Origin of the sequence: Peribacillus frigoritolerans (genome assembly GCF_030676415.1) — a bacterium.
Lineage (GTDB): Bacteria > Bacillota > Bacilli > Bacillales > DSM-1321 > Peribacillus > Peribacillus frigoritolerans_A.
Genome location: NZ_JAUUTW010000047.1, coordinates 1 through 26,158, shown reverse-complemented (window position 1 = coordinate 26,158; position 26,158 = coordinate 1). Strand labels below are relative to the sequence as shown.

Genomic DNA, 26,158 nt, shown 5'->3' with positions numbered 1-26,158 from the left:
AAAGGCCTCACATTGTGTGCGGCCTTTTCTGCATGACATCATTTTCAGTCGGTCTTGTCGTCTTAAGTGAATAAAGCACACCAATAAATATCAATGCAATACCCAAAATTTGAATACCGTCCGGTTGAAATCCTGAAAGCAGAATATCCAAAAGGATGGCAACTGCCGGATCTACAAAAATCATGAAAGATACTACATTTGTAGGCAAATGGCGAATACTATTAAAAAACAGCAGATACACGACGCCTGTATGAATGATGCCAGTAAGTACTGTATAAAACCATTCGGAAGATTGCAAGGTTGTGTATACTGAAAAATCGACAAAAGGAATCAGTAATAGAAATCCAATGAACATTTGCAGAAAAGTGGTCGCATATACACTGGTCTTTGTAATGCTCTTTCCTAAAAGCATGGTTGCCGCATAGAAAAATGCAGCAATGATTCCATAAATGATGCCTTCCCATTCAGGAGTTGATGATCGAAATCCATCTGTTCCCATAATCAATAATGTGCCTATGAAGCATAGTGAAATGGCCAGGATGGAGAATAAACTCATTTTCTCCCTAAAGATGAAGCTCCCTATAATGAGTACAATGATCGGCGCTAAATGATAGAGCGAAATGGCAATTGTCACGGATATCAGTTCGAAAGATTTAAAGAGGAATATCCAGTTTAACAAGTTTGCCACCGCGCAGAAAATGATGAGCATTACTTCTCTACCATTCCATATTTCGTTCTTGATATGTCCTGTAATCATCCATGCTGCACATAAGAATATGGCAGCACAAATGCATCGTACAAAAACCAGTTCCAATGCAGGAAGTCCTGATAATTCTGAAAAGAAACCGACAGAACCAAAGATTGTCATGGCTAGAGACAGTTGAAGAAGTGCTATTTTATTCATTTAATTTCCCCTCATGAAATTTCCATTTTTTACATTCATATTATCATTTCTCCGGCATGCCGTCACGAGTGATGATATTCGCCCACATTTGATCAGGAATACTTAATTTACACCTGCTATCGTGCAGCAAGGTCGTCATGATCTCGTCTTCCCTGCCTTCCTTTATTTTGGCGGCCCAGTCCGGTTCCATCAGTAATTCCCTTCCTAAAGCGAAAAGCGGTATATTTTTCTCAAGCACAGCATTTGCTTCCTCTGGAGTATGAATCGATCCAAGTGATATGAAACTGGTCCTGCCAGCGATGATATCGCGGATGATTTCGGTCCTTGTTAACCCCATGTTCAATCCGCTTCTGGGGATGGACCAGACATTTTTCACTGAAAGATGTAAATAGGAAAGCCCCTGGGTTGCCAATTTATCTACCAACGCAGCTGTATCACCCATTTTCAATCCGCCTTCTTCCGGTTCTTCGGGGGAGAAGCGATATCCAATAACGAATTCCTTGTCTGCGTATAGATCACGGATCCGCTTCACCTCCGCGATGACGGCAAGTGGAAAATGCATTCTATTCTCCAAACTCCCTCCCCAATGATCTCTCCGTCTGTTAGAGTGGGGTGAGAAAAACTGCTGAAGGAGATATCCATTCGCTCCATGGATTTCCACGCCGTCGAATCCTGAACGAATGGCATGGCGGGTGGCTCTTCCAAAGTCTTGAATAGTGGATAGAATCTCAGTGTGGCTCATTGTCCTTGGAATGTATTCCCCGCCCATTTCTTTATAAACGCTTGCAATGATTCCACTCGGACTGACCATTTTTTCTCCGCCTGTACAGCTTGGAAGGCTTTCGCTTCCGCCATGATGAAGCTGGAGAATGGCTTTTGCATCTTTTGATTTGATCGTTTTTGAAAGCTGTGTGAGTCCTGCGATGCTTTGTTCATCATATACTTTCATTTGCCGTGGAAAGCTTGTCGCAACAGGGGAAATGGCGGCAGCGGCAGTAATGAAAATGGCAGGTCCATCTGCCCTTCTTTTATAGTAAGCTAATTCCTGGTCAGAAACTAAACCATCCTCTTGACCTGAATAAGTGGTCATGGGCGCAACTACAATCCTGTTTTTAAGAACCGTTCCATTAGAAAGCGTGTACGGTGAAAAAATTTGCTCGTATTTCCGTTTCATCATTTTTCCATCACCCATTCGTATTTTATTTTTGTAATTTTATTGTATTCTTGACCACACCATAAGTAAAATGAATGTTTTTCATTACTTGGATTAGAGTTTCTCATGTATAATCAATTAGAAGAAAGGAGTGGACATTTGAATTTTTTTCAGTTGGAAGTCTTTTTACATGTTGTTGAACACGGAAGTTTTACGAAAGCGGGAGACCGGATCGGACTGACTCAATCAGGCGTGAGCCATAACATTACAGCACTTGAAACGGAACTTGGTGTGACTTTATTAAAGCGTGACCGCAAAGGTATAACACTCACGACTGCGGGAGAACAGGTTATTCCACATATGCGGGCTATCGCTGCCAACCTTGCACATATTGAACAAAAAGTTGCAGCTGTGAATGGAATGGAAATCGGGAAAATAACGATCGGCAGTTTTCCAAGCTTTACTGCCAGATTCATACCGCTGCTATTCTCTGCCTTTAATGAAAAATACCCTACTATCGAATTGCTGATTTATGAAGGTGGATATGAGGAAATCATAAAATGGATCGAAGAAGGAACAGTGGACATCGGCTTTGCAGCAAAACCAGTGAAGAACGTGGAATTCATCCATCTGCTAACAGATCCTTTATCAGCTGTCGTATACGAAGGCCATCCACTTTCAGGGAGAACCGCTATTAACCTAGAGGACTTCGTTGATGAACCATTCATCATGCTGCGATCCGGCTGTGAAACACTTATAGAAGATAGATTCCTGGAAGCCAAGATAAAACCAAACATTTCATACGAAATTAAAGACAATCAAACGGTGCTATCAATGGTAGCAGGAAAATTAGGCATCACAATTATGCCCGACCTTGCTTTACCGGAAAAACCCGAACGCATCAAAAGCCTGCCCTTGAACCCCGAACTCTCCCGTGAGATTGGATTGGTCATGAAATCATCTAAACACCTTTCACCAGCCGCAAAGGAATTTTCAAAACTCGTTCAAGACCATTTCATCAGGTAATGAGCTGACATAATGAAGAAAAAAAACAAAAATCCCCTTTTCATGAAAAAGGGGATTCTTATCGTGCGTGATCATCCAAAGAATAGATCCAGCAGATTACTGCCTGCCGATGATTGCTTATTATAAAACTCCGAATAACCGCACTGCTTGCAATACACAACCGTAAATTGATTATTCTGGACATCGAACATTTTTGACAACCCTGTTCCTGTCATGGCTACATCCTTCTTAGCAGCATCATTGCTTCCGCATTTCATGCAACCCTTTTCGCTCATGATCCTTCATCTCCCAATCTATAAAAATAATAATTCCTATAAAACCGCTTCTTCCCATCACCGTACATAATTAAATATACGGATAAAGTACTAAATGGTTTCAGCATATTATGCAAAAAAATGGCAGTTCCTTTTTATTTCCCCTTAGCCTTTATGGTAGGCAAAGCATGATAAACACTTATTGCAAAATAATAGAGTAAAATTCTATGCAGAACATCATTTATGGGAACCGGGGTATCATCTAGTTTAAAAATAGTAAATAAAACATATACCCCAACAAATATGATTGGATAAATGATGTAATGATAGATGAAATTTTTAATGAACATATTATTTATCGCATCGCTTTCTTAAACGACCAAATTCCTTAACCGAGGACACTGATGAAAAAACATTAAATGACATCTGCATCATCCAATCGTATTTCTGCAACCCTTCCACCTTGAACACACCAAAATTCTAAAGTAATATTCCGTTCATGGTCAATGTAGCCGATAATATCCGCTCCCTGTTCATAACTTTTATAATAATGATCTCCGTACTTCGAAAGAACGTCCGCTTTCTTACTTCCTAATTTAATACCTTTGCTTGTTTGAAGGGAGTTTTCAAATAGATCGTCGTCCGTACTTGAAATGATTAACCTCATAATTTTCCCTTTATCCTCGTCTGTATTGATAGAGGCCGTTTTTAACCCGCCTTTCCAATAATAATAATCATATGCATTATTATTATCTTGATCGATGGGTTCTCCATATGCCCTAATAAATTCTTGACTCGATATGTTATCCAAAACTTTAAATCCCCCGATAGATTCATCAGACAAATCTGTTGATTTTGTCAATTTTTCAGAGAATGCCGAGTACACATAGAAACCTAATGCTGTTCCAATAATAATAAATATAATGACTAACTTTCGTTTATAATGCATTTTTCCCATCTTTAAATCTGCTCCATCTCTATCGGATTATTTCCGCATAGGTCGAATCATTCCCACGGAGGCCCCAATTCAATAATGTATTGTATATATCCTACGCTGTAAAAGGAGGTACTAACTAGAAAACAAGTAGGAACTGATCCCCATTATGAATCCTCCGCCTATTCCGATCACTGCGCCAGCAACTGTCCATTGTGATATGATCAAGCCCGTTAGAAAAAAAGAGAATCCTATCAGTCCAATTAACAGAACCTTATTTTTATTCATTTTACATCCCTGCATCCAATTAAATATCCTCATATTATCATATACGGATAAAATTGGATGAAGTTTCACTTTACACCAGATTCAAAGTAGCAACATTCCTGTTGCATAAGAAAAACCGAAATCAGCCACTGATTTCGGTTTTTCCGGTAAGGATTATTTAATTAGTGATATCTTTTTTCTGGAAGAAGAAGAAAGTTAGCGCTAAAAAGATAAGATAATAGATTCCCAGTACACCCATCGAGAATCCAAGTGTAGCTCCATCGAACATTTCCATGGTTCCGGAAATATAGCCCCTTAAATCGAGGTGGGGGAATAAGACGAACTTTAACCACTCGTATTTTCCGATGAATGACTGAATGACCATATTTAATGTCGAAGAGGCAAATAGGATGAAAATGGATATACCTACTGCAAGTGCTTGGTTTTTAAATAATGTGCTTAACATGAAAGCGATGGTCGTGATGACTAGGAATCCTGGTATCCAGTAAACGATCATGTCCACGAAATAGTCGCCGACTACCACCGGGCTGAATTCGAAAGATGCAGGATCCATGATTTTGTCTGAATACGAACCATTGCCAAAGAATATGATTCCGATTAGATAACTGAATATAAGTAGGCTCGCAAGTAATAACGCTGCAAATAACAGGGAAGTAATATATTTGGAAAGTAGAATCTTCCAACGTTTATAAGGCCTGATCAACAGTTGTTTAATGGTGCCATCCGAAAATTCCGAGGAAACGAGCGAGCTGCAAACAATAACGACGAATAAAATGACAAATGATGTTAATAATACAGTCCATTCCGCCATATAGGTCCAATTCGTGTTTAAGTCAGGGTTTATATTATCAGCCAACAGTTGCTTGTTGTAATTAATGTCGTCCGTGATGGCGGCTTTTTCATCTTCACTGATTTCCTTAGCTTCCAAAGCCTTTTTCTGTTCTTGTATTTCTGCGTTTAACTCTTGCTTCCAATCTTTATTCGTTTCGTCAGGACTTAGTTTATAATCGATGATTGCAGTACCTAATGCTGCCAATAAAAGAAAAGCGATGAATAGATAAGTTGATACTTTTGAAAAGATTTTCATCCATTCATTTTTTACTAAGGACATCATACAGACTCCCTCATTTCCTGCTCAGTGATTTCAAAGAATTTATCTTCCAGTGATTTTCTAGTAATGCCAATTTCATAGACATCCAGTTGATTTACATTAAAACTCCTGTTTATATCGGCCGTTTGTTTTCGAGTGGCTGATACGGAGATTGTCTTCGCATCATTTTTTAGAATCGTAATATCCCCAAACTGTTCTTGAAGGATTTTTTTAGCTAGCTCCCCATCACTGACAGTAAATGAAACTTCATTGATCGTTTCGGTTTTTTCATCTAATATATGTTCTTTCGTATGTATCAGTTTTCCCTTTTCGATAACGGCAAAACTATCACACATCAATTGCATTTCCGATAGTAAATGGGATGAAATCAATATCCCGACGCCTTCGCTTGCCAGTACTTTCAAATAATCACGAAACTCACGAATCCCTTGTGGATCCAAGCCATTCGTCGGTTCATCAAAAATCAATAACGATGGTTTATGTAAAATGGCCTGTGCCACGCCAAGGCGCTGACGCATCCCCAATGAATATGTTTTAACCTTCTTATCGATGGCATGATCCAGTTTGACAAGCTTTATGACCTCTTCTATTCTCTCATTGGATATGTCATTGGATGACATTCGGGCATAATGCAGGATATTCTTTCTGCCTGTCATGTACTTATAAAACTCCGGGTTTTCAACAATGGCGCCCAATTGATTCATCGCACCTTCGAAATCATGATCGAGGTCACTGCCATTGATCATGACAGTACCGCCCGTACGATTGATGAGACCTGTGATCATACGGATGATCGTGGTCTTACCAGCCCCATTCGGACCAAGCAAACCAAATATTTCATTACTTTTTATTTCAAAGCTAACATTGTCTACAATGGTTGCTTTTCCAATTTTTTTAGTTAAGGATTGAACCTTAAGAACCGATTCAGACATATAACACCTTCCTTTTTTTGTATTTTCCAATATCACACAAATTCAAGATTACCATATTATGCATATTATTACTATACTGATATTTGGATATAGCACCACGTGAATCAGCTGCAATCAATAGATTTGAATTTTACCGTTCTTTTACCCAATGAACGTTTGTCCGTATCCTTATTTCGCAATAAAATCTACCTCTCATTAAAGCCTTCCGTCAGCGTTATCCCGCCCCATGATTGATAACACTGCCATCACATTTTTCCTCGAAATAGCAACGACTCTATATATCAATACCATTTAATACGATTCCGAAAGAATAAAGTTTCAGGATTATTTTATCTAATAAGGAAGACTTATCATAAATTAAACAATATATAGGTAAATCCGATAGAAATGGCCAGACCCATTGCAAATAGAAGGATTTTTCTAATAACGGAAGGTAAAAGCTTATATATCATCATTAAAATTACATCGATGAAATTCGTTGGTATTCCGGAGCCGAACTCTTTGATCTCTTTCTCTTTGCCAAAAATGGCGAACCACATTACAAAAAGACCACATAAAATAAAAATGATGGAAAAAATCTTATATCCCATTGTCTGTCACCCGTTTCCTCATAGGCTAAACGATATTGTTATTATTATCTTAACTTTCAAGTTTCAAAATGAATTCTTCAACCTCTTTGCCTCTTGCATGGGAATATCCTTTGTCCTCATCGAATCTTTCAAATCCGCATTTTTCCAGCACCCGGATCGATGCAAGGTTATCCTTGGCTGCGCGGGCATAAAGAGGGCGGACTTTTATTTTCGGCAAAAAATGGAGCAATGCACATGTAGCGATCCCTTTACCCCAAAATTGCTTCCCGATCCAATAACTCACTTCCGGGTTACCAAACTGTTCAAACTTGAGAATGCTGCCTGCCACACCCCCATTGCAGAGTATGGTCATTTTTTGAATATCCCGGTTCGTTAAGATGTTCTTCCAGTGTGTCAAAAAAGCCGCCTTGTCTGATGGATCCTTAGATGTGAAAGCAGCCATATAGTTTGCGGCAGGATCCAATTGCTGCTCGAAAAAGATAGGAAGATCACTCTCCTTGACCTCCCGCAGCCGGACTCCTTCGTCATTTGTTTGCAATCCCATAAACTCATCCCCCACACCAATATATAACATTCATTAAAACCAGAAAAACCGAAGACTCTGCCATCTTCGGCGCGGTTTCATTCTTTCATCTTACTATAATTACCGTTGAACCGTTATTGCTCAATATTCTCGATAACATCAGACAAGCTCTTATCCGCCATGGACCGGAGGCGTAAATGATGGTTTTCAAAAGCTAAAGCGTCCGTCACGGGATTTGGTACGATTACACACTTTAACCCAGCAGTCAGGGCCGCCTGAAGCCCATTTAACGAATCTTCAAATGCTACGGCTTCTGCAGGCTGAATGCCCAGGACTTCAATTGCCTTTACATACAAATCAGGAGCTGGTTTAACTTTATCAACATCATCCCCTGTGATGATAACTTCAAAATAGTGTAACAGCCCGAGTTCCCCCAAATGATGAGTGACCCACTCTTTTGTCGAGCTTGAAGCGAGGGCGATTGTATATCCATTTTTCTTTGCTTCTTCTAGATAATCCTTCACACCTTCACGTGCCTGTGCTGTTTTCATCTTTACTTCATGGAGGCTTTTTGCTCTGGATTCAATTTCTTCAATATTACACCTTTCCCCCAGCTGATCTTTGAAGTACTGATTTAGCTCAGTATTATCGGTTCCGATACATGTAACAAAATGTTCGAGAGGCAAATCAGATTTATAAAAAGCCATCGTTTCTTTATAGGCCTCATACCAAACCGTTTCCGTGTCTAAAATTAAGCCATCAAAGTCAAAAATAACTGCCTTAATCAAATGATTTCCTCCTTTAATCTTACAATAGAAATTCTATTAACTTAAACGTACATGAATCAAAGCCCCTGTTCAACCAAACGTTTCCGTTAGTTTCATATGAAACTTGATTTTTTCCCATAATTCGACAATTAATGAGGATATGGTAACCCGATGTCCGCCTCATATCTTTTCTTTCTGTTACATGTTTTAACAATTACTTAGTGCCTTCGCGGTGTTTTTCCTTAACTGCGCCTAAAAGAGTGATAGTTTAACGAATGGTTTAATTGCAGGAAACAACGAGGAGGATAAACATGAAGAAAATTTTATTAACGATCCTAACGGCTTCTGTATTCATTCTAGGAGTTTGCATGCCAACTAAAGGCGAAGCCGCTGCTTTGGATCGCACACTTTCATTTGGAATGAGTAATAGTGATGTTAAAGAATTACAAGAATTATTACTGACAAAAGGGGTTTTTCCCTATCATGAAGCAACAGGTTACTACGGACCGATTACAAAGGAATCCGTAAAGAAGTTTCAGGAAAAGTCAGGGCTGAAAGTCGATGGTATATCAGGAACACAAACGAATCAGAAAATACAGACACTGAAAAGCGGGGATATGGGAAGACCTGTAGCTGAACTGCAAAGGCTATTGAAAGCCTGGGATGTTTACTCATCAACGGTCGATGGCATTTATGGATCAGGTACAAAACAAGCAGTCATGAACTTTCAAAAGCAAAAGGGATTATCCGCTGACGGCATAGCCGGTGCACGGACCTTCAGTAAATTAGAAGAAAGAGCCAGTTCAGCAAGCTCAGCCGTTAAAGAACTGACGGTTACAAGTACAGCTTATACAGCAAGCTGCGAGGGATGTTCAGGCACTACAAGAATGGGTGTCGATTTAGAAAAATATGATGATGCCAAACTTATAGCAGTCGATCCGAACGTGATTCCGCTAGGCTCCATCGTGGAAGTCGAAGGCTACGGACAAGCCATCGCTGCAGACACGGGCGGCGCGATCAAAGGAAACAGAATCGATGTCTTCATCGCAAAAGAAGCGGATGCTTTAACGTGGGGAAGAAAGCAAGTGAAGGTTAAAGTTATTAAATGATGCATGACGGGAACGTCATTTTTATATAAATAGATACATAACAAACCGAAAGAGCATGTATGGAATCAATACATGCTCTTTTGGTCTGATCAAACCAACTTGTACATGATAATATCATCGACGTATTCACGTTCACTCATCTTAAATTCCTTGATTTTTCGTCCTTCTTCAACAAACCCCATACTTTTGTACAAAGCTATTGCCCGATGATTTGTCGAAAAAACTCCCAAACTCACCTTTTCTATTAACGGATTGGCTTCTGCCCAGTCCAATAATGCTTGAACAAGATCTTTTCCAATTCCCATCCCTCTGAAATTTTTTCTGATCATGATCCCAAATGAGCCCTTGTGAGACATTCTCTTCCTATTTTCCGATTGAAATCCTATCCATCCAATGACTTCACCATTTATTGCGGCCACGATGATGGTTTCTCTCTCATTTTCCAATAACCTTCGTATCCAATCTCTTTGTTGTTCGGGTGTTTTATTGAACTCCTCTGATATTGTAATAAAATACTCTCCTTCGGAAATAACGGAATTCTGTACATCCAAAACGGCTTCCGCATCTTCCAATTCGCCAGTCCGAATGATGTAATTTTTCATTACTGACATTCCCATCCCCCTCAATGGACCACGTTCGGATCGTAGTGAACAATAGGACGGCTTTCGATAATTCTACGTTCGATTTTTTGAACGGTTTTGTATAATGGACTATCCGCATTCTTCAAATCGTACTTTTTATGAAAAAAGTTATATAACGTGAGATCCCTTAACTTTAAAAATAGAGGAATCGTTTCGTATTCCACAGGTGCTAGGATATTTTCCGTCTCATAACCTTTTATGAATTCCCTCATGAACTTTGTGGCATATTCCTCGAGCCCTTCTATCCCTTCACGTTCCAAGCTCCACATCAGATAGTACAGAGGTATGGCCAAATCGCTGGCAAACCAGTGATAAGAACAGTCATCAAAGTCAAAAACATGAATCTTCCCCTCATGAAAATGGAAATTGCCGTTATGTATATCAGAATGAATCAATCCAAAATTATCTTGATGAACTGGAAGGGCATTTAATTTCTTCATGATTAATTCTTGTTGGTGCATCAATTGCCCTGGTACGTCGGATTGATAGAGCTGGACATTCAATAATTCTTCTTCATACCAATCCAGCCTTTTATATTCCGCTTCAGGCTTATAACTTTTCGTTTGCTTATGCATTTGGCCAATGGTTCTTCCCCATTCAAAAAATAAAGGAAGATCGAAATTTTCATCGGTGACTTTCATCCTTACACCAGGGGCTTTTTCAAACAGGCAACAATAAAATTCCGTACCATCCGATCCCTTTACAATTTCAACTACGTTCTTTTCTTTCGAGGAGATTACTTTAGGAATTCCACTTCCATTATTCTGTAAATGCTCAATCCACTTTAACTCAGCAAGCACTTGATCTTTTGTACGATGTGATTGATGTGTCATTCTTAGGATATATGGCGTTCCATCCCTGTAAACCTCAAATACATAGTTCTCTGCATCTCCAAGTTTAACCGGATTCACAGCATTCACTTGAAAAAAATGTCCAGCCAATTTCACCAATTCATTAGAAAAAATCTGTTCAACTGCCGCTTCCATGATCTTCACTCCCATTAATGATATTGCTAACTTTATTAATAAAAACGATTTATACTATGCTTTATACGATACCAAAATGCCTTTTCCCTTTATTTGTATATCTTCTTTTTTATAAATTTTTATGGTTACAAGGGTAAAGATATTTTTTTGCATAATAAGTTATTAGCGGCTCCTTCTTTCTTCTCAAATAAAAAACGCCCTCTAGGGCGCGTCCAAAAATCAAGTTTCCTTTTCTTCTTCATTCGCTATTTTATTGAACTTCAAGATAGTTTCTTCGATTACTGGATTATTGAATTCCTCTTGGATGGCTGATTGTACAAATTTATCTTCACCATTCATTTCATCCCAAGCATTAACTCTGTAATCTGGATCATTGTTATACTCTGAACCTTGCCGACGATTTAATTTACCGTTTTGTTCCTCATTATTTGACAACTATTTTCACCTCTTAAACATAGTAGAGTTCGAACCATCCATAAGCAGAAAAAGTATGACTTTTTAATAATCATCCTTGATTGAAATGGGTGAACCTGTTGAGGTATGTTGATTAACCCAGTCAAGCGACACTTTTGAAACGGCATCCCACTCAGGTATTTGGGCTTTATGTTGTTCCACCCAGCTCATGCAATATTGCGGATCTATATTGCTTTCTTCAGATTTTGCCAAGAATGACTGAATTGTGGTTTCGGTACAATTTTCCCATGATCCACATGTATCCTGCCAAATATGTTCCATTTTCATTTGGATATTTTCGTTAGCCATTGGGTTTCCTCCTTAATTAAATGTTACTTTTTGATATCTTCATTAAGTATGTCCAAGGCTAACTAAATCATTACAAAAATTTTTCCGGCATAATGTTCAGTGTGACTACATGATTTAGTGAATCGGTGATTTACTCGTGAGTTTTAGCGATTTACTCGTGAGTTTAGCCTATTTACTCGTGAGTTTTAGCGATTTACTCGTGAATTTCACGCTTTTACTCGTGAATCGGCGTTTACTCGTGAGTTTAGCCTATTTACTCGTGAGTTTTAGCGATTTACTCGTGAATTTAGCCTATTTACTCGTGAGTTTTAGCGATTTACTCGTGAGTTTAGCCTATTTACTCGTGAGTTTTAGCGATTTACTCGTGAATTTCACGCTTTTACTCGTGAATTTATTTTAACTTGATCTATTCTTACTAAAAATGTTTATAATCCGATACACATAGTGGGCATGTAAGGAATTGATTAAGAAGACGCTGGACGAGTTCGGGTCAATATGGTGGCACCAGGCCCGATTTGGACTCCGCTCATCCCGGCGACGTTCGACGAACAATCCATTGCCGAATTCGGTACCTAGGCACCGCTTGGACGCCCTGGGCAGCCGGCAGATTATGCAGGCGCCTATGTCCCCTGCTGGCATCTGATGAAGGTGCCTATATAACGGGACAGGGCATTCACATCAATGGCGGGATCACGATGTCCTCATAAATCCAAAACGACCGAAAAGCATGTTGCTTTACGGTCGTTTTCATTCCACTGCAATTTCGAAATTTAATTTCCTATGCCGGGCGAATTCATCAATACAATTCTCCAACCATCCGGATCTTCAATAGTAACACCTGATTTTTCCCAATATGGATTTTCCGGAGAAACTGGTTCATAGCCCATACCTTTCAATCTATTCGTGATTTCTTCAATGGTTTTATTTTCAGGAATATAAAAGACAAGCAGATTATCTTTTGATGGGGCTGGACAAGGACTGCCATCTTTATGTTGTGTAAACTCAAGATGATAGCTGGAATCAGGAAGCCCAATCATGATGCCGTCATATCCCTCGTGCCCTTCAAAAGAACCTATTTTTTTCAAACCTAATCCTTCACAATAGAAGTTTACTACCTTTTTTAGTTGATCAGTAGGACGTGCAACCCGGATTTGCGCTACTTTCATTTCATTTGGCCATTTACTTTCCATTGTCCCATCCCTCTCTGTAAATCGAATTAAATTTCTTCTTTCAAGTTACTTTTACCAATATTCATGCCAAAACCTAATGCAATAGCGGCACCTAAACAACTGAAAAGACAGCCAGCTCCCAAGAAAATGGATGGGTCTGATTCACCAATCATTACTGAAGCTATACCTCCAATTGCCGGAAAAAGGGCAACCATGTATCCACTTTTCGCCCCACCTATTTTTTCTACAAGCTTAAGGTAGAATAGCCAAGCTCCAAAGGAAGCGAATATAGTTAAATAGAACAAAGCAGATAAATATGTAATAGATGTCGGTAAAGTGACTGCTTGTCCTTGAATGAACACAATTGCCGCTAAAAGAGTTCCTCCTGCTGCAAATCCAAGTACATTAGCATAGATTGGGCTTACTTTCTTCCTGGCATTTCTAGCTGAGCTTGCATCGCCCAATGCAGTAAGGATGGTACCAAGAACAGCCAGCATGATACCCTTTATATCATTGAATCCATGAATATTATTTAAACTCGGGTAAATAACAATACAAACAGCCAGCACACCAATTATCCCGCCAATTAAGATACGTGAATGTAATGGTTCCTTCAAAAAAACACGAAGGGCAATGGGTGTTAAAATGACTTTCAATGAAAAAATTAAAGTAACCATGGCCGCCGAACTTAAGATAGTGGCGTAATAAAGACATAAATAGCTTAAAGCAAAATTACAAATTCCAAACACAATAATAAATGGAACATCTTTTTTCTTAGGTTTTCCTTTAGGTCTAAGAATGCACAATAAAAGGAAAAATAGGATTGCCGTCAAACCTAAACGATATGTTAAAGATAATTCTAAACTCACAGGTGTACCTTGAATCTTAACGGCAATAAAATTAAGTCCCCATACCAATAAACAAAATATGTACATAAAGTTAGTCATAATAAAATGACCAATTTACGATATTGCCCACTTTCTATCAGTTTATTAAACCCGTCGTTAAGGATCTTCCCAACCATAATTTAACCGCCTTATATTAAAAATCACTTCCGGTATTCATGTAATAATAAAGTAAATATTACCAATCCAAAGGGAATAAGTCGATATAAAAAAAAAAATTCCAATGAAAAAAAGCCCTCCATTTAATTTGGAGAGGATCATTTGCTAACGACCATTAGCCACAGACTGTAGACAAACTCGGTAATAATTGAGTTTATCTACAGTTTTAATAAACGTTCCAGCTGATTTCAGAAATCCGCTCCCTTTCCGCCGACTGTCTGCCAAGCCTCCTCGCCGTAAGCTTGGCTAGCCAGTTATTCGGCAGGAGTGTCGTAATTCCTTCAATCCATTCAAGGTTTCATCCATATAAAGAAGTAAAAAAACAAGAAAGATAACTAGGTTCACCTTTAGAATCATGGTTGTGCGACCATTCCGAACCCCTTTTCGACAAAAGGGCTTCTATCTAAATTTCAAAACAAAGTTGATTGGAGCGGATGTTCGATTCCTGCGGGGAAAGCGCGTCCAAGTGAGACCCCATAGGCGCAAAGAGCGCCGAGGAAGCTCCCGGACCGCCCGCGGAAAACGAGTGCCTGAAGTGGAAACTAGAACTAATGAACCCGATTGTTTAAATGTCTTCACAAATTATAAAAAAAATTAAATACTAACCATTCATCGGTTTCTTTTAAACCAAACTTCTTATATACTGGTCTGCACATTTTGAATTTGCCAAGCCATATTTTTTGAAATACCTTTTATCTATATGGGGTTCTATCCCTCATCGACTAATTGATTTTTTCTAAATAAATCAATTTATTTAATATCATCGATTTTTACTTAACGATATTGTACCTGCTTTCTCTAAAAGCTCTCTAGCTATGTCATCAAGTTCATTGGTCGTTATATCAGGGATTGTTCTTTGTACCAATTTATGTCTAATGAAGACAACAATTTTGCAATTTCCTTCAAACCATTAAAATCTTCTTTGTTTTGCAATCTTTTTTTCCTACCTCATTATCTTTTTCTTCAATTTAAACAAGGCTAAACTTTTCTTCAATTAAGAAAATGACCACAAAAAAGATCTAGTACAAATGACTAGATTCTCTTTTTAATATCCTCCCTTATTGATTCAATGATAGTACCTGATAAATTTGCTGGAAGAGATGAACCATTCTCAAAAACCCATGTATTAATTATTTCAAGATCTGCTTTTTTAAAAGAAATGCTATAATCTTTATAATTATGAGTAAAATCAGCTGTAACCGATTCTTCACCATCAAACTCGTCATCAATAATCATATTTTTTATTTCATATGGCTTCACTATGTAATCTCCTTTTTATCATTCTTGTATATAGAATTGACCTTATATGATTGTTTATTCATTTTTTTCAACCAGCCTGCCCAAATCAAAATCTTTTCATTTCCCTTTTCACTGAATACAGCGAAAATCAAGGAAAAAATAATTCCAATTTACCTGCCCCTTTAACTCCACAAAAAAAAGGCTGCCGCAGCACCCCCTTTTATTTAAGCAAAATGTCTAATCCATTCATTTTTCTAATGCCATATTAACAGCCTCAATGGCATGTATTACAGCCGTATCAAATAATGGCACTTCTGAATCCTCTGGTTTTACTAGTAAGCCAATTTCTGTGCAGCCCAATATTATTCCTTCCGCTCCATCATCAACTAACCCCTTGATTACCTTTTTGTAATAATCCCTTGATGATTGTTGGATTTCCCCTAAACATAATTCTTCATAAATTACTTTATTGATGACTTTTCTATCCTCATCATTTGGTATCAAAACCTCGATACCATTGGACTCAATTCGTGTTTTATAAAAGTCTTGCTCCATCGTATATGTAGTGCCAAGTAAACCAACCGTACTGATTTTGGACTTTTGAATTTGTTTAGCTGTTGAATCAGCGATGTGTAAAATCGGCAAACCGACTTTTTCTTCAATATATCCAATCACTTTATGCATTGTATTTGTACAAATTACAATCATTTCGGCACCTGCCTTTTCCAAAGACAGAGCTACATCGCCTAATAATTCACCAGAGCTTTCCCAATCTCCGTCAGCTTGATAGCGTTCGATTTCTTCAAAATCGACGCTATATAATATGCACTTGGCTGAATGCAATCCTCCCAATTTGGTTTTTACTTCTTCGTTGATGATTCGGTAATATTCTAACGATGACTCCCAGCTCATGCCGCCAATAAGGCCAATGGTTTTCATGAATATTCCCCTTTTCATTTGAAAATGGCTTACTTATTAGTCGAAAAACTCCATATGTGTTTTTTCTTGTTTGTAGTAATCTATTCTATTTTGTAAAGTACCTGTATGGAACTCAAACTTATGGCCATCTGGATCAGTGAAATAAATCGACTTCTTATCTTTTTCATCTCTTGGACGACCTGACAAAATGTTTACATTCAATTCCTTTAGTCTCTCGTACATGTTCATAAAGTCAGCTTCTTCTATGGAAAATGCTATATGTGTGTATGATTGGCTTATTTCATTACGGGGAATATCTTTTTCTACATTCAGTGCCATCCACATTCCATTCAAATCAAAATAGGCAGTGGTTCTCCCCTTAACTAACAATTTTGCATCAAAAACATTTTGATAAAACTCAATGGAATTCTCTAAGTTAGAAACTGAAAATAAAAAGTGATTCAAACCTTTTATAGACACATTACCACCTCATATTAAGATTGCCTTTTTTTCGCCAGACGCTTATAAAGAGGATACCCGAACATGTAATACCCTGAAAATGACAGCAGGATTAAGGATAAACCGGTCATTGTGAGGATACTGTATCTATACCAATCGCCAAAGAAGGATCCATCATGCAAAGTAATGAGGAAAGTCGAGTAATCTGGATTTGTGGATAACACTTTTCCCGTACTTACATCTATTTGAACACCTTGACCGTTATTGAAGCGAACCTGGTACACATTTGCACTTGGTCTATATTCAATTCTAAATATATCTTCAACCGAGTCCACACCTGGAAGATCCTGAGATGTAGCAATGGACACGGCCTTCTCCATGGATATCGCTTGATCTGGACTTGCCTCTTTCCCCGTCCTTAACTCATCAGCCACTCCGAGTGGTATCATATAAACAAGCACGAGACCTGTGACTGCGATGAACATAAAAAAAATGGATAAAATCAATCCGGTCCATTTATGTACTTTTCGGCTTAATTGATACAGCTTTGCAGATTTCGACAATGTTCCATCACATCCCTTGACTATTTTTTCAAAACCTTAAAATTCATCCAATTATAAAATTTTCTCCATAACCACCCTCCCTTCATTTACAACATAATCATTTTTTCGATAAAATGCTTCTGCAAGCCCGTCATTAGCCGTTAATAAATATAGACTTTTAATCTCTCTTTTCTGCAGTTCCTCTTCTAAAGATTGAAGCATTTTTGAGCCATGCCCTTTACCCTGCATTTCATTATTCACACAAAGTTCTGCCAAATAATAAGTTAAACCTTGATAAGACACCTTACTATTTCCAGCAATGAAACCAACTGGATTATGATCAATATGAAATAAAAAGCCAAGAAATTTAGGCGTATGCAAAAGGTCGGAAAGTCTTTCTTTAGCCGTTTCATATGTCCAACTTTCATTCCATGGTTCACGATTAAAAACGTTCATGTAAAGTTCGATACATAGCTCCAAATTCTCCGATGTCAGTGGTATCATTTCTGTCATATTCATGCTTCCTTTCTATTTTCATTAAAATTTTGTATATTAATCCAAATTATATCTTATCTTTGTTGAACTAACCTGTCCCTATAGGACCATAAAAAAAGAGCTGCCTTAAAGACAGCTCTGATCTTTGCTATTGCACCTGATACTTTAAGGACCATCCCTTATTTGAATACCTCACCTATTTCATTTCCAATCGTTTTCGTTTCATTAATACCTCATTTTCGTACATATCTCCCCCATCTCGCATTAGTAAATAATAGGTTTTAATGTTTCCCCAAAGGCAGTAAGGGAATATTCAACTTTTGGAGGAATCTCCCGATATATTTTACGATGTACAATACCATCCTCTTCCAATTCCCGAAGTTGTAACGTTATCATATGTTTTGTGGTATAGGGCATAAGTCTCCATAATTCGTTAAAACGTTTAGGGCCGGAAATTAAGTTATATAATATGATCCCTTTCCATTTGCCTCCTATCACATCTACTGTAACTGCAACAGGACAAGCAGTGGTATCAGGACACTTTTCCGTTTTAAAGTCCTTCATATTGATACCCTATATTTTTAAGTATCAAATTGTATACTATATTACAAATTTTATTCTATTAAACAAAAATCTGCGTACTTTTAATTTTATATTATATAAAGTATGATTGATTTTGTGAGAGGAGACGGAATATTCGTTCTTTTCATACTCTTCAACCCTAAAGGTGTTACTAAAAAAATCGGATGGTAATGTCAAGAAATTCTGCTTCTATTAATTCATCATTAACATGCATAGGTAATGAGACATTTTCCCATAAAAAATAAATAGGAGTGACTAGAGTGAAAGCACAAATTATTCAATCCTTTGGTGAACCATCGGTATTTCAATTTAAAGAGGTTTCAAAACCTGAACTAAAACCTGGACATGTACTTATTCAAGTCAAGGCTACAAGTGTAAATCCTATTGATACGAAAGTCCGTGCTGGTGCAGTTCCAGCCGTTGCCCCCGAGTTTCCAGCCGTATTACATGGGGATGTTGCAGGTTTGGTATCTGCATTGGGTGAAGGAGTAACTGAGTTTAAAGTTGGAGATGAAGTGTTTGGATGCGCGGGAGGTTTTAAAGGGACTGGCGGTGCACTTGCAGAGTTCATGCTAGCAGATGTCGATTTACTTGCTCACAAGCCGAAAAATTTGACGATGGAAGAAGCCGCAGCTTTACCTTTAGTTGCCATTACTGCTTGGGAAGCATTATTTAATCGGGCAAATCTTGTCCCTGGACAAGATATACTGATCCATGCAGCCACCGGCGGTGTAGGACACATTGCCATTCAGCTAGCCAAATGGAGAGGCGCGACAGTCTTTACAACTGCCTCTTCGCAAGAGAAGCTGGAGATTGGCACGCGCCTCGGTGCAGATGTAACTATTAATTATCGAGAAGAAAGCGTACACGACTATGTACAAAAATATACAGACGGAAAAGGATTTGACGTTGTGTTTGACACGGTAGGGGGGGAAAACCTTGATCGCTCTTTTGAGGCGGCCGCGGTACATGGAACAATAGCAGCCATTGCTACGCGTTCCACTCATGACCTCTCCCCAGTGCATTCCAAGGGACTTTCTCTACATGTTACCTTTATGTTGTTGAAGATATTAAATAAGGACATGCATAAGCATTATGGAGAAATTTTGAAGAAGGTTGCCAGGGTAGTTGAGGAAGGTAAGCTGCACCCGCTTGTGGATTCAAACATGTTTACGTTTGATGAAGTCTCAAAAGCCCATGAGTACATGGAGTCAGGAAAGGCGATAGGAAAAATTGTTTTGAGAAATAGTTGGTAATATTATATAAACATTTGAAATGCCTCAGCAACTTTATGTTCATTTAAAAATAGGCGGTACAGGAGAATTCTCACTGTACCGTCTGCTTTTATTTTTACTTACTTAAAAACCAATTTGGGTAAAGCACCCGTTACTTTAAATATTTTCATTCACAATCTCATCGGTAGTACAAAAACTCCCTTGGTTCCGACCACCCCATGGACAAAGCCACCAGCCATAATCAAATGAGGGGAAAATAAAGCGAATTTAACAAAACCCCAATTTTTCACTAAAAGATTCATTATGTAAGAAGTGGTTTTTTCGTAAAGTATTCTCACCTTGTTTACGCTTTAGAGAAGGAATATTAAAAAGGCAGCAAATTTGCTGCCTTTAATTCAGGGTAGATGAACTGTTTTAATATGATGAAGATTTAAATATACAGGTTCTTCCCTTGCCGTAATAAGTTCAACAAAATTATCTTCTAACTTATTAATTTGTCCAATTAAATTGGAGTTTTCGCCTATATTAAAAATAATTAAGCTACCAATCAGTTTTTCCATTTGTACGTCAAAGGTTCTTGCCATTGAAAGTTTTGATGGATGTACAGGAAGATCCTTGTTACTTAAGCCATAAGGAGTTTGATTGTCTGTGTATGGGATAATCCACTTTAAATGATTTAAAGGTATATACATAGTCTTGTAAACTGGTGAATAGAATTCAAAGTAATTATTCATCACCCTTGTTATATAACCATGTAAAGGCTGGTTACCAGTCACGTATACTTCCGTGAACATCCCTTTCGCGGATAAAAGAGTTTTTCGTAGTGATAATTCTTCCTCAGATTCAATTCCAGGTGAGTCTACAGGAAGGGAAATCTCCTCGTTTTCCGTAGTATTTACTTTGCAATTTTGAATATGAATTATTGGAAGATACACAAAATCCTGTCCATTAAAGATAACCACTACATCAGTACCAGTATCAACCAGTGTACCGAAAAAGATTTTTTTTCCGGAAATTTCTATTTTAATTGTTTTTCCTCTGAGATTTTGTAAGATTTTATTCATAATCACCCCTCCTTCCTACTTTAATAACCAAGTGGTCCAAAAATACAGCGAGACTAAACTTACGATTAACCCTATAGGAATTATCAAAAAGGTAACCCTAAGATACTTTCCCCAGGAGATATTGATGGAGTGTTTCTTCAATATATACATCCAAATTAATGTAGCCAGCGTACCAACAGGCGTTAACAAAGCACCTATATCGCTTCCAATCACGTTAGCAAGATAAGCAACTTGTACAAGGTGAGGATCCAATCCCATCTCTGTTATCGACAAAGTCCCTATCATAACTGCAGGAAGATTGTTAAATAAATTGGATAGGATAGTTAATAATATGCCCATGATCATGGTAGCGTTGAATGGGCTGTCCATAATTAAGGGTTTTAAATTGCTGACTATATAATCATTCAAGCCAACATTCTTCAAACCATATACCAGCACGTACATATTGAAAGCGAATAAAAGAACATGCCAGGGTGTTTTCTTTACAATATCGCTAAGACCAGTTTTGGTTTTATACCATCTCAGTAATATCAATAGGAACGCTCCCACCATACCGATCAATTCCAAGGGAACCCCAAATGGTGTAAGTGCGAAGAAGCTCGCCCGAGTTAAAATGACGATTGCAAAACTCATTTTAAACAACTTCCAATCATTATCTTCGGATTGTTGTTTAACATCGAGTGGATGAGTTTGCACATAGCGTGAAAAGGTTTTATCCCATTTTACAGGTACACTGGGAATTTTCCTTGGAAGGTCCTTCTTAAAATATAGATAAAGTAATAACCCGATTGTTAAAATCCCTATCATTGAAGGAACAAACATCATATTGATATAACTATTAAGGCTAAGTCCTACAATTTTTAGTGCAATCAAATTGGAAATATTGCTTACTGCTATTGGGGCACTCGCTGCCGTTGCAATTAGAGCTCCTGATATTAGAAAGGGGATTTTTTGGTGAGGTTTAATCTTTAGTAACGTTACAATGTGAATAATGATAGGTGTTGTGATAAGGATACTTCCATCGTTATTGAAAAACATTGTCATGAAAAAACATAGGAGATTAGTATAAACGAATAATCTAACCCCTGAACCCTTAGACCGGATGATGATATTTAAAGCAATCCACCGAAAAAAACCAATGCTCTCAAGTACAATAGACATCATTATGGTGGATAATATGGTTAAAGAAGCGCCCCTGATAATATCAAATATATTTAAAACATCCATCCAAGGAACAATGCCTGCAACTAATACAGTCAAGGCACCTATTGTAGTAGGTATCGTTTCATTAATCCCAAATGGTCTCCATAACATGAGAATAATTGTTAAAGTGAAAATTATTGTCATCAAGACAATTTGTGAACTAAGCATTTACCTCCGCCGCCTTGTTTTTGGATGGTGTAATTTTTACGGTATCAGGAGTGGTTTGATTTTGAGGTTTTACAAAAAAAGAATAGAAGACTCCCCCAATTACAGAAAAAAACAAAATCATCATTCCATGTCCTCCTTTCAATTAGCCTTGAATTGTATCTTAAGGCTTTAACCGTTTTGCCTTCAATTTCCCATGCATTCTCTCAGCAAATTTCATCAATGAATAATATTCGGTTTTTTGATTTACGTTCTCTGTATACATTTTTTCAGTGGACTTCATTAATTCGTAATATTTCTTATCTATCAATTTCCTTTTTTCTTTTAAATCATTTTTCTTTGCGGATTGTTCGTCTATTTCTTGAGGGCTTGAGTTCCTGAATTCTTCTGTCAGGTTTTCTTGGATTGCCTCTTGTTTATCTTTTTTATTAGTTTCTGCAGGTTTTTCCTTCTTACTTTCTTTTTTCTTTTTTTCAAGGGATTTTTGTTTCTTATATTTTTTATCCGTACTTTTCTTTACATTGGATTGATCTTTGTTCACTTCATTTACTGTAGATTGAACAGTCGGTTCTTCTTTCACGTCAGATAAAACTTCCGGATGTGCACTTATTTCAGGATTAGTTGCTGAAGATTTTTCCTTCTTACTTTCTTTTTTGTTTTTTTCAGGGGATTTTTGTTTCTTATATTTATCCGTACTTTCTTTTACATTGGATTGATCTTTGTTCACTTCATTTACTGTAGATTGAACAGTCGGTTCTTCTTTCACGTCAGATAAAACTTCCGGATGTGCACTTATTTCAGGATTAGTTGCTGAAGATTTTTCCTTCTTACTTTCTTTTTTGTTTTTTTCAGGGGATTTTTGTTTCTTATATTTATCCGTACTTTCTTTTACATTGGATTGATCTTTGTCCACTTCATTTACTGTAGATTGAACAGTCGGTTCTTCTTTCACGTCAGATAAAACTCTTGGATATGCAAAAGCTAGTTCTTCTTTTCCAATAGTTAAAATGTCCTGTTCTTGTCTCTGTTCAACCGGCTCTTCCTTCCCTTTGGAATTAACTTCAGTGTCTTCCTTCAACACGGAATCACTTTCCTTAACTTGATCTGCCTCTGACTGCTTATTATCAGTTTTTTCGTCCTTATTTTCCTGTTGTTTGTTCTCTGACGATTCCTTATTATCTATTCCTTTGAAAATATAGAGTATATTTGATAATTGGACATAAAGTTGTTTATCCTTATTTAATAAAACGACATAATTATTAGTTACGGCACTTAAAAATCCATCAAAGGATAGATTATTATCTCTGTTTATTGTCACCCAATGACCTTTGAGTTCATTTATTAATTCTGTAAAACTTTGTGTCTGTATTGGTTCATGGTCATGTATTTGAACCTGGAATTCTTTGGTGTCTTTTGATAAGGCATAAACCTGATTTAAGTTAAAATAACATTGTTTATTTGGATTCATTTGAATGACAATAAAGTCGCTTTTCACTTCAAGTACCACCCCATTATGAACGGTTTTATCATCGGAAATAATACTAATATTAAAACCTATCATTGAATTAAGTGCCTCTTGAAAATTTTGTTTTTCCATCTGATGAGTCCCCCTTATTAATTGGATGGTCGCTTCTGCCCAGAAGCGACACATCATTTATGGGATATACTATTTTTCTTTTTCTTCTGCTTTATTATCTTTATTTTTTTCCGCTTTTCCATCGTCTTTATTATCTTTATTATCTTTATTATTTTCTGATTTTTCATCTTCTTTTGGTTTCTCTACTCTTGCCCCGTAACTGATGCTGCGGATATGGAACATTGACAGGCGAATAACTTCTTCGTTTAGTATTAACGTTATGAATTCATCATTAATATCATGAAGTACGCCTTCAAGCTTCTCGGGACCGCCTCGGTTAATATTTACCCATTGATTTCTGAGGTCATCTAGTAAGCCTTTAAAAGTTGCAGCTGTTTTAAAAGTAAAATCTTCAGGGATTTCCAGTTGAAATTTGAACCCCTTCTTTACATTCTCGGTAATACTTTTGATGTGGTCGATTTTATAGTAGATAACACCTTCTTGCTCAGTTAAAATCGATAAGTGATCATCGTATACGCCTAATAATAATCCTGTCCGAGATTCCGGCCCTCCTCTATCTACCTTTAGAACTTTCCCAACCAAATTAGTTAACCATTCCTTATTCATAATGTTGCCCCTTCCTATATAATCATTTACCCTGTATGTATATGTGTCATGGAATGACATTGTGTCGTGGGAAATGTCCATCTTTATCAATAAGACTGAAATTCATCAAAAATGTGTATATGCACTAACCTTTAGAATTCACTGAAATTACTGAATGAACTTTATGACCAGAATAATGGATAGTTTAAAAAAAGTACTTTATTCGAAGCAGAGAACGCCTTTTAAAATAGCTGAAGGGTATTGAATAGCAGGGGTAAGAGATGGCGCTAAATCCATGTGAGAAATTTGCTCAGCATCTAACAGATGAATTGGAGGAATGGATGGTCCAACTTGGCGTGCAGTATCTACGTTTTTCATTAACCGTACTTTTGCTAGACCAAATACCTAAAGGTGTGTATTATGTGGACGAGTTATTGTTATCAACAAACAATCATTATGCCAATATTTGACCTATTACATGACGGATTTTGTGACAGGGGAAAATGAAAATACAGATGGTTGTTTGCTAAATAGGATGAGAAAGTTTCGCGACTGAATTTACTCTTTTAGATATGGATCAAAACTCTTTGCAAAAATAAATGTATTGGAGTCTAATCAAATTTCGGATTTTTTTCATAAGTTAAACAAGAAAATAAATTTAATAAGATGGTGAAAAAATGAAGAAAAAATCTAATAAAAAAGAACAGCCAGTGCGTGCAACTCAAGAGGTAACAGAAGGCAAAGACGCCAAAGGGAAAAAAGGACCGAAAGATGATACAGCCTCTACCGAGTCAGTGCAAACCGAGGAGATCTCGGAACCTAAAGGCCATAAAGGTTCTCATGAAGGAGGAGACTCAGCGGGAACCGGTGAGGGGAAACAGGGCAAAGGTGCCAAAGGGAAAAAAGGGCCGAAAGATGGTACATCCTCCACCGAGTCAGTGCAAACCGAGGAGATCTCGGAACCTAAAGGCCATAAAGGTTCTCATGAAGGAGGAGACTCAGCGGGAACCGGTGAGGGGAAACAGGGCAAAGGCGCCAAAGGTGCCAAAGGGAAAAAAGGGCCGAAAAAAAGATAACACATACGTTTTTGAGGTTAGGAGCTGTCAATCAAGACAGCTCTTTCGTTATTATCCCAACCAAACCAAAATAGTCTGTTATTAAACTACCATTAAAATAAACTTCTCAAACTCCGAAAAATGATAATGCCAAAGAAGACCCACGGGCGTTAATTGAAAGCTTCTTACACTATCCTACCCCTTGCCTCAGCCACCTTCCTTATCGAAGTAATGCACCTGTTAGTTGAATAAATTATTTAATAATAAATTCAGACAATAACGTTACGAATATAAAAGCTGAAATCAAAGTCAACCAGCCTACTTTATTTGTTACCTGTTTCTGAAGGAATTTGATTTTAGATACAATTGAAAGAACACCAAAAAGTACGGCAATTATACATACTGATTTAAGCCAAAAAGAAAAACCAATTATATCTAGATAAGGAGGAAGGAAAGTTAGTACAATAAAAATCGAACTGCCATTCGCTACATTTTCCCATTTTTTCACCCTGTCCACCACCACTAATTGTCCAATTTCCAATCAATTATATTGTCGTACGATCCCCCGTATTACCTTCAAAATCTTAGAGCTTTTTCATTATCTCATAATATCAAAATATATGAATTTCAATTCCTTCTTAAATTAACCTGCCCCGATGCAAAAAAAGAGCTGCCTTAATGAACTGCACCCCAATTGTTAGACAACATCTAACAATTGGAGGTGCAGTTTTTTTGACTAAATATACGATAGACGAAAAATCAAATGCAGTTTTAGAGTACTTAGAAGGGAAAAAATCCTATAAATC

At 37.5% G+C, this 26,158-nt stretch carries 33 protein-coding genes and 2 pseudogenes; 7 read left to right on the top strand and 28 right to left on the bottom strand.

The window, feature by feature from the left end:
• Positions 1 to 7: 7 nt before the first annotated feature.
• Positions 8 to 904 carry a DMT family transporter gene (locus Q8G36_RS26320; RefSeq protein WP_305162733.1) on the bottom strand — a complete coding sequence of 299 codons (897 nt, stop codon included), beginning with the start codon at positions 902 to 904 and terminating at the stop codon, positions 8 to 10.
• A 43-nt stretch (positions 905 to 947) separates the two neighbouring features.
• Entirely contained in the window at positions 948 to 2,081 is a 1,134-nt protein-coding gene (locus Q8G36_RS26315; protein ID WP_305162732.1) for an NADH-dependent flavin oxidoreductase, read from the bottom strand.
• A 135-nt stretch (positions 2,082 to 2,216) separates the two neighbouring features.
• Between Q8G36_RS26315 and Q8G36_RS26310 the strand changes: the two genes are divergently transcribed.
• Positions 2,217 to 3,083: a LysR family transcriptional regulator gene (locus tag Q8G36_RS26310; protein WP_305162731.1), complete on the top strand. Its 867-nt coding sequence runs from the start codon at positions 2,217 to 2,219 to the stop codon at positions 3,081 to 3,083.
• A 71-nt stretch (positions 3,084 to 3,154) separates the two neighbouring features.
• Here the strand turns inward: Q8G36_RS26310 and Q8G36_RS26305 are convergent, their stop codons facing one another.
• The 8 genes from Q8G36_RS26305 to Q8G36_RS26270 all read right to left on the bottom strand — a co-directional run bounded on the left by Q8G36_RS26305 (position 3,155) and on the right by Q8G36_RS26270 (position 8,500).
• The gene (locus Q8G36_RS26305) at positions 3,155 to 3,358 is read right to left on the bottom strand and encodes a zinc ribbon domain-containing protein (RefSeq protein WP_063235873.1); all 204 of its coding nucleotides are present in this window, start codon (positions 3,356 to 3,358) and stop codon (positions 3,155 to 3,157) included.
• Positions 3,359 to 3,752: 394 nt separating this feature from the next.
• Entirely contained in the window at positions 3,753 to 4,295 is a 543-nt protein-coding gene (locus tag Q8G36_RS26300; RefSeq protein ID WP_305162730.1) for a hypothetical protein, read from the bottom strand.
• A gap of 111 nt (positions 4,296 to 4,406) precedes the next feature.
• Positions 4,407 to 4,559 (bottom strand): hypothetical protein, encoded by a 153-nt coding sequence (locus tag Q8G36_RS26295; protein WP_305162729.1) that lies wholly within the window; start codon positions 4,557 to 4,559, stop codon positions 4,407 to 4,409.
• Between the two features lie 157 nt (positions 4,560 to 4,716).
• Positions 4,717 to 5,670, bottom strand: a complete 954-nt coding sequence (locus tag Q8G36_RS26290) for an ABC transporter permease (protein ID WP_305162728.1) — start codon at positions 5,668 to 5,670, stop codon at positions 4,717 to 4,719.
• Positions 5,670 to 6,602, bottom strand: coding sequence for an ABC transporter ATP-binding protein (locus Q8G36_RS26285; RefSeq protein ID WP_305162727.1), 933 nt, complete (start codon positions 6,600 to 6,602; stop codon positions 5,670 to 5,672). The genes Q8G36_RS26290 and Q8G36_RS26285 overlap by 1 nt, the downstream gene beginning before the upstream one ends.
• Positions 6,603 to 6,952: 350 nt before the next feature.
• Complete coding sequence (locus Q8G36_RS26280; protein WP_305162726.1) at positions 6,953 to 7,192, bottom strand: hypothetical protein; 240 nt, start codon at positions 7,190 to 7,192, stop codon at positions 6,953 to 6,955.
• 49 nt (positions 7,193 to 7,241) lie between these two features.
• Positions 7,242 to 7,736, bottom strand: coding sequence for a GNAT family N-acetyltransferase (locus tag Q8G36_RS26275; protein ID WP_305162725.1), 495 nt, complete (start codon positions 7,734 to 7,736; stop codon positions 7,242 to 7,244).
• 113 nt (positions 7,737 to 7,849) lie between these two features.
• The gene (locus Q8G36_RS26270; protein ID WP_305162742.1) at positions 7,850 to 8,500 is read right to left on the bottom strand and encodes an HAD family hydrolase; all 651 of its coding nucleotides are present in this window, start codon (positions 8,498 to 8,500) and stop codon (positions 7,850 to 7,852) included.
• Between the two features lie 293 nt (positions 8,501 to 8,793).
• Between Q8G36_RS26270 and Q8G36_RS26265 the strand changes: the two genes are divergently transcribed.
• On the top strand, positions 8,794 to 9,591 hold the full coding sequence (locus tag Q8G36_RS26265; RefSeq protein WP_305162724.1) for a peptidoglycan-binding protein: 798 nt from the start codon (positions 8,794 to 8,796) through the stop codon (positions 9,589 to 9,591).
• Between the two features lie 89 nt (positions 9,592 to 9,680).
• Here the strand turns inward: Q8G36_RS26265 and Q8G36_RS26260 are convergent, their stop codons facing one another.
• The 4 genes from Q8G36_RS26260 to Q8G36_RS26245 all read right to left on the bottom strand — a co-directional run bounded on the left by Q8G36_RS26260 (position 9,681) and on the right by Q8G36_RS26245 (position 11,980).
• Positions 9,681 to 10,202, bottom strand: coding sequence for a GNAT family N-acetyltransferase (locus Q8G36_RS26260; protein WP_305162723.1), 522 nt, complete (start codon positions 10,200 to 10,202; stop codon positions 9,681 to 9,683).
• Between the two features lie 11 nt (positions 10,203 to 10,213).
• The gene (locus tag Q8G36_RS26255) at positions 10,214 to 11,218 is read right to left on the bottom strand and encodes a phosphotransferase enzyme family protein (RefSeq protein WP_305162722.1); all 1,005 of its coding nucleotides are present in this window, start codon (positions 11,216 to 11,218) and stop codon (positions 10,214 to 10,216) included.
• A 219-nt stretch (positions 11,219 to 11,437) separates the two neighbouring features.
• Positions 11,438 to 11,653 carry a hypothetical protein gene (locus Q8G36_RS26250; protein WP_305162721.1) on the bottom strand — a complete coding sequence of 72 codons (216 nt, stop codon included), beginning with the start codon at positions 11,651 to 11,653 and terminating at the stop codon, positions 11,438 to 11,440.
• 63 nt (positions 11,654 to 11,716) lie between these two features.
• On the bottom strand, positions 11,717 to 11,980 hold the full coding sequence (locus Q8G36_RS26245; protein WP_057276427.1) for a hypothetical protein: 264 nt from the start codon (positions 11,978 to 11,980) through the stop codon (positions 11,717 to 11,719).
• A gap of 136 nt (positions 11,981 to 12,116) precedes the next feature.
• Between Q8G36_RS26245 and Q8G36_RS26240 the strand changes: the two genes are divergently transcribed.
• Complete coding sequence (locus Q8G36_RS26240; RefSeq protein WP_305162720.1) at positions 12,117 to 12,380, top strand: hypothetical protein; 264 nt, start codon at positions 12,117 to 12,119, stop codon at positions 12,378 to 12,380.
• An 83-nt stretch (positions 12,381 to 12,463) separates the two neighbouring features.
• A pseudogene (locus tag Q8G36_RS26235) lies at positions 12,464 to 12,687 on the top strand (SDR family oxidoreductase); the annotation flags it as partial.
• 63 nt (positions 12,688 to 12,750) lie between these two features.
• Here Q8G36_RS26235 and Q8G36_RS26230 read toward each other — a convergent pair.
• The 8 genes and pseudogenes from Q8G36_RS26230 to Q8G36_RS26195 form a co-directional block, all read right to left on the bottom strand.
• Positions 12,751 to 13,170: a VOC family protein gene (locus Q8G36_RS26230; RefSeq protein ID WP_305162719.1), complete on the bottom strand. Its 420-nt coding sequence runs from the start codon at positions 13,168 to 13,170 to the stop codon at positions 12,751 to 12,753.
• Positions 13,171 to 13,196: 26 nt separating this feature from the next.
• Positions 13,197 to 14,096 (bottom strand): DMT family transporter, encoded by a 900-nt coding sequence (locus Q8G36_RS26225; protein WP_305162718.1) that lies wholly within the window; start codon positions 14,094 to 14,096, stop codon positions 13,197 to 13,199.
• 1,149 nt (positions 14,097 to 15,245) lie between these two features.
• Positions 15,246 to 15,473: a hypothetical protein gene (locus Q8G36_RS26220; RefSeq protein WP_305162717.1), complete on the bottom strand. Its 228-nt coding sequence runs from the start codon at positions 15,471 to 15,473 to the stop codon at positions 15,246 to 15,248.
• Positions 15,474 to 15,698: 225 nt separating this feature from the next.
• The gene (locus tag Q8G36_RS26215; protein ID WP_305162716.1) at positions 15,699 to 16,391 is read right to left on the bottom strand and encodes an aspartate/glutamate racemase family protein; all 693 of its coding nucleotides are present in this window, start codon (positions 16,389 to 16,391) and stop codon (positions 15,699 to 15,701) included.
• Positions 16,392 to 16,427: 36 nt separating this feature from the next.
• On the bottom strand, positions 16,428 to 16,850 hold the full coding sequence (fosM, locus tag Q8G36_RS26210) for a FosM family fosfomycin resistance protein (protein ID WP_305162715.1): 423 nt from the start codon (positions 16,848 to 16,850) through the stop codon (positions 16,428 to 16,430).
• 14 nt (positions 16,851 to 16,864) lie between these two features.
• Positions 16,865 to 17,392: a PepSY-associated TM helix domain-containing protein gene (locus Q8G36_RS26205; protein WP_305162714.1), complete on the bottom strand. Its 528-nt coding sequence runs from the start codon at positions 17,390 to 17,392 to the stop codon at positions 16,865 to 16,867.
• Positions 17,393 to 17,443: 51 nt separating this feature from the next.
• A complete protein-coding gene (locus Q8G36_RS26200; RefSeq protein ID WP_305162713.1) occupies positions 17,444 to 17,884 on the bottom strand; it encodes a GNAT family N-acetyltransferase in 441 nt (146 codons plus the stop codon).
• Positions 17,885 to 18,062: 178 nt separating this feature from the next.
• Positions 18,063 to 18,430 (bottom strand): annotated as a pseudogene (locus Q8G36_RS26195) (winged helix-turn-helix transcriptional regulator).
• A 278-nt stretch (positions 18,431 to 18,708) separates the two neighbouring features.
• Between Q8G36_RS26195 and Q8G36_RS26190 the strand changes: the two are divergent.
• Positions 18,709 to 19,704, top strand: a complete 996-nt coding sequence (locus Q8G36_RS26190) for a zinc-dependent alcohol dehydrogenase family protein (protein WP_305162712.1) — start codon at positions 18,709 to 18,711, stop codon at positions 19,702 to 19,704.
• Positions 19,705 to 20,078: 374 nt separating this feature from the next.
• Here the strand turns inward: Q8G36_RS26190 and Q8G36_RS26185 are convergent, their stop codons facing one another.
• The 5 genes from Q8G36_RS26185 to Q8G36_RS26165 all read right to left on the bottom strand — a co-directional run bounded on the left by Q8G36_RS26185 (position 20,079) and on the right by Q8G36_RS26165 (position 24,318).
• Positions 20,079 to 20,747: a DUF2642 domain-containing protein gene (locus tag Q8G36_RS26185; RefSeq protein ID WP_305162711.1), complete on the bottom strand. Its 669-nt coding sequence runs from the start codon at positions 20,745 to 20,747 to the stop codon at positions 20,079 to 20,081.
• 15 nt (positions 20,748 to 20,762) lie between these two features.
• The gene (locus tag Q8G36_RS26180; protein WP_305162710.1) at positions 20,763 to 22,118 is read right to left on the bottom strand and encodes an arsenic transporter; all 1,356 of its coding nucleotides are present in this window, start codon (positions 22,116 to 22,118) and stop codon (positions 20,763 to 20,765) included.
• Positions 22,111 to 22,242, bottom strand: coding sequence for a hypothetical protein (locus tag Q8G36_RS26175; RefSeq protein ID WP_258249134.1), 132 nt, complete (start codon positions 22,240 to 22,242; stop codon positions 22,111 to 22,113). Before Q8G36_RS26175 ends, Q8G36_RS26180 begins: the two co-directional genes overlap by 8 nt.
• 36 nt (positions 22,243 to 22,278) lie before the next feature.
• Positions 22,279 to 23,712 (bottom strand): DUF2642 domain-containing protein, encoded by a 1,434-nt coding sequence (locus tag Q8G36_RS26170; RefSeq protein ID WP_305162709.1) that lies wholly within the window; start codon positions 23,710 to 23,712, stop codon positions 22,279 to 22,281.
• 69 nt (positions 23,713 to 23,781) lie between these two features.
• Entirely contained in the window at positions 23,782 to 24,318 is a 537-nt protein-coding gene (locus Q8G36_RS26165) for a hypothetical protein (protein ID WP_305162708.1), read from the bottom strand.
• Positions 24,319 to 24,578: 260 nt separating this feature from the next.
• Here Q8G36_RS26165 and Q8G36_RS26160 point away from each other — a divergent pair, with 260 nt between their 5' ends.
• Together Q8G36_RS26160 and Q8G36_RS26155 are read left to right on the top strand one after the other, a co-directional pair.
• Positions 24,579 to 24,767 (top strand): hypothetical protein, encoded by a 189-nt coding sequence (locus Q8G36_RS26160; RefSeq protein ID WP_305162707.1) that lies wholly within the window; start codon positions 24,579 to 24,581, stop codon positions 24,765 to 24,767.
• Positions 24,768 to 24,974: 207 nt separating this feature from the next.
• Positions 24,975 to 25,373 (top strand): hypothetical protein, encoded by a 399-nt coding sequence (locus tag Q8G36_RS26155; protein WP_305275273.1) that lies wholly within the window; start codon positions 24,975 to 24,977, stop codon positions 25,371 to 25,373.
• A gap of 232 nt (positions 25,374 to 25,605) precedes the next feature.
• Here Q8G36_RS26155 and Q8G36_RS26150 read toward each other — a convergent pair whose 3' ends face one another.
• Positions 25,606 to 25,860: a hypothetical protein gene (locus Q8G36_RS26150; protein WP_305162705.1), complete on the bottom strand. Its 255-nt coding sequence runs from the start codon at positions 25,858 to 25,860 to the stop codon at positions 25,606 to 25,608.
• Positions 25,861 to 26,158: the final 298 nt, after the last annotated feature.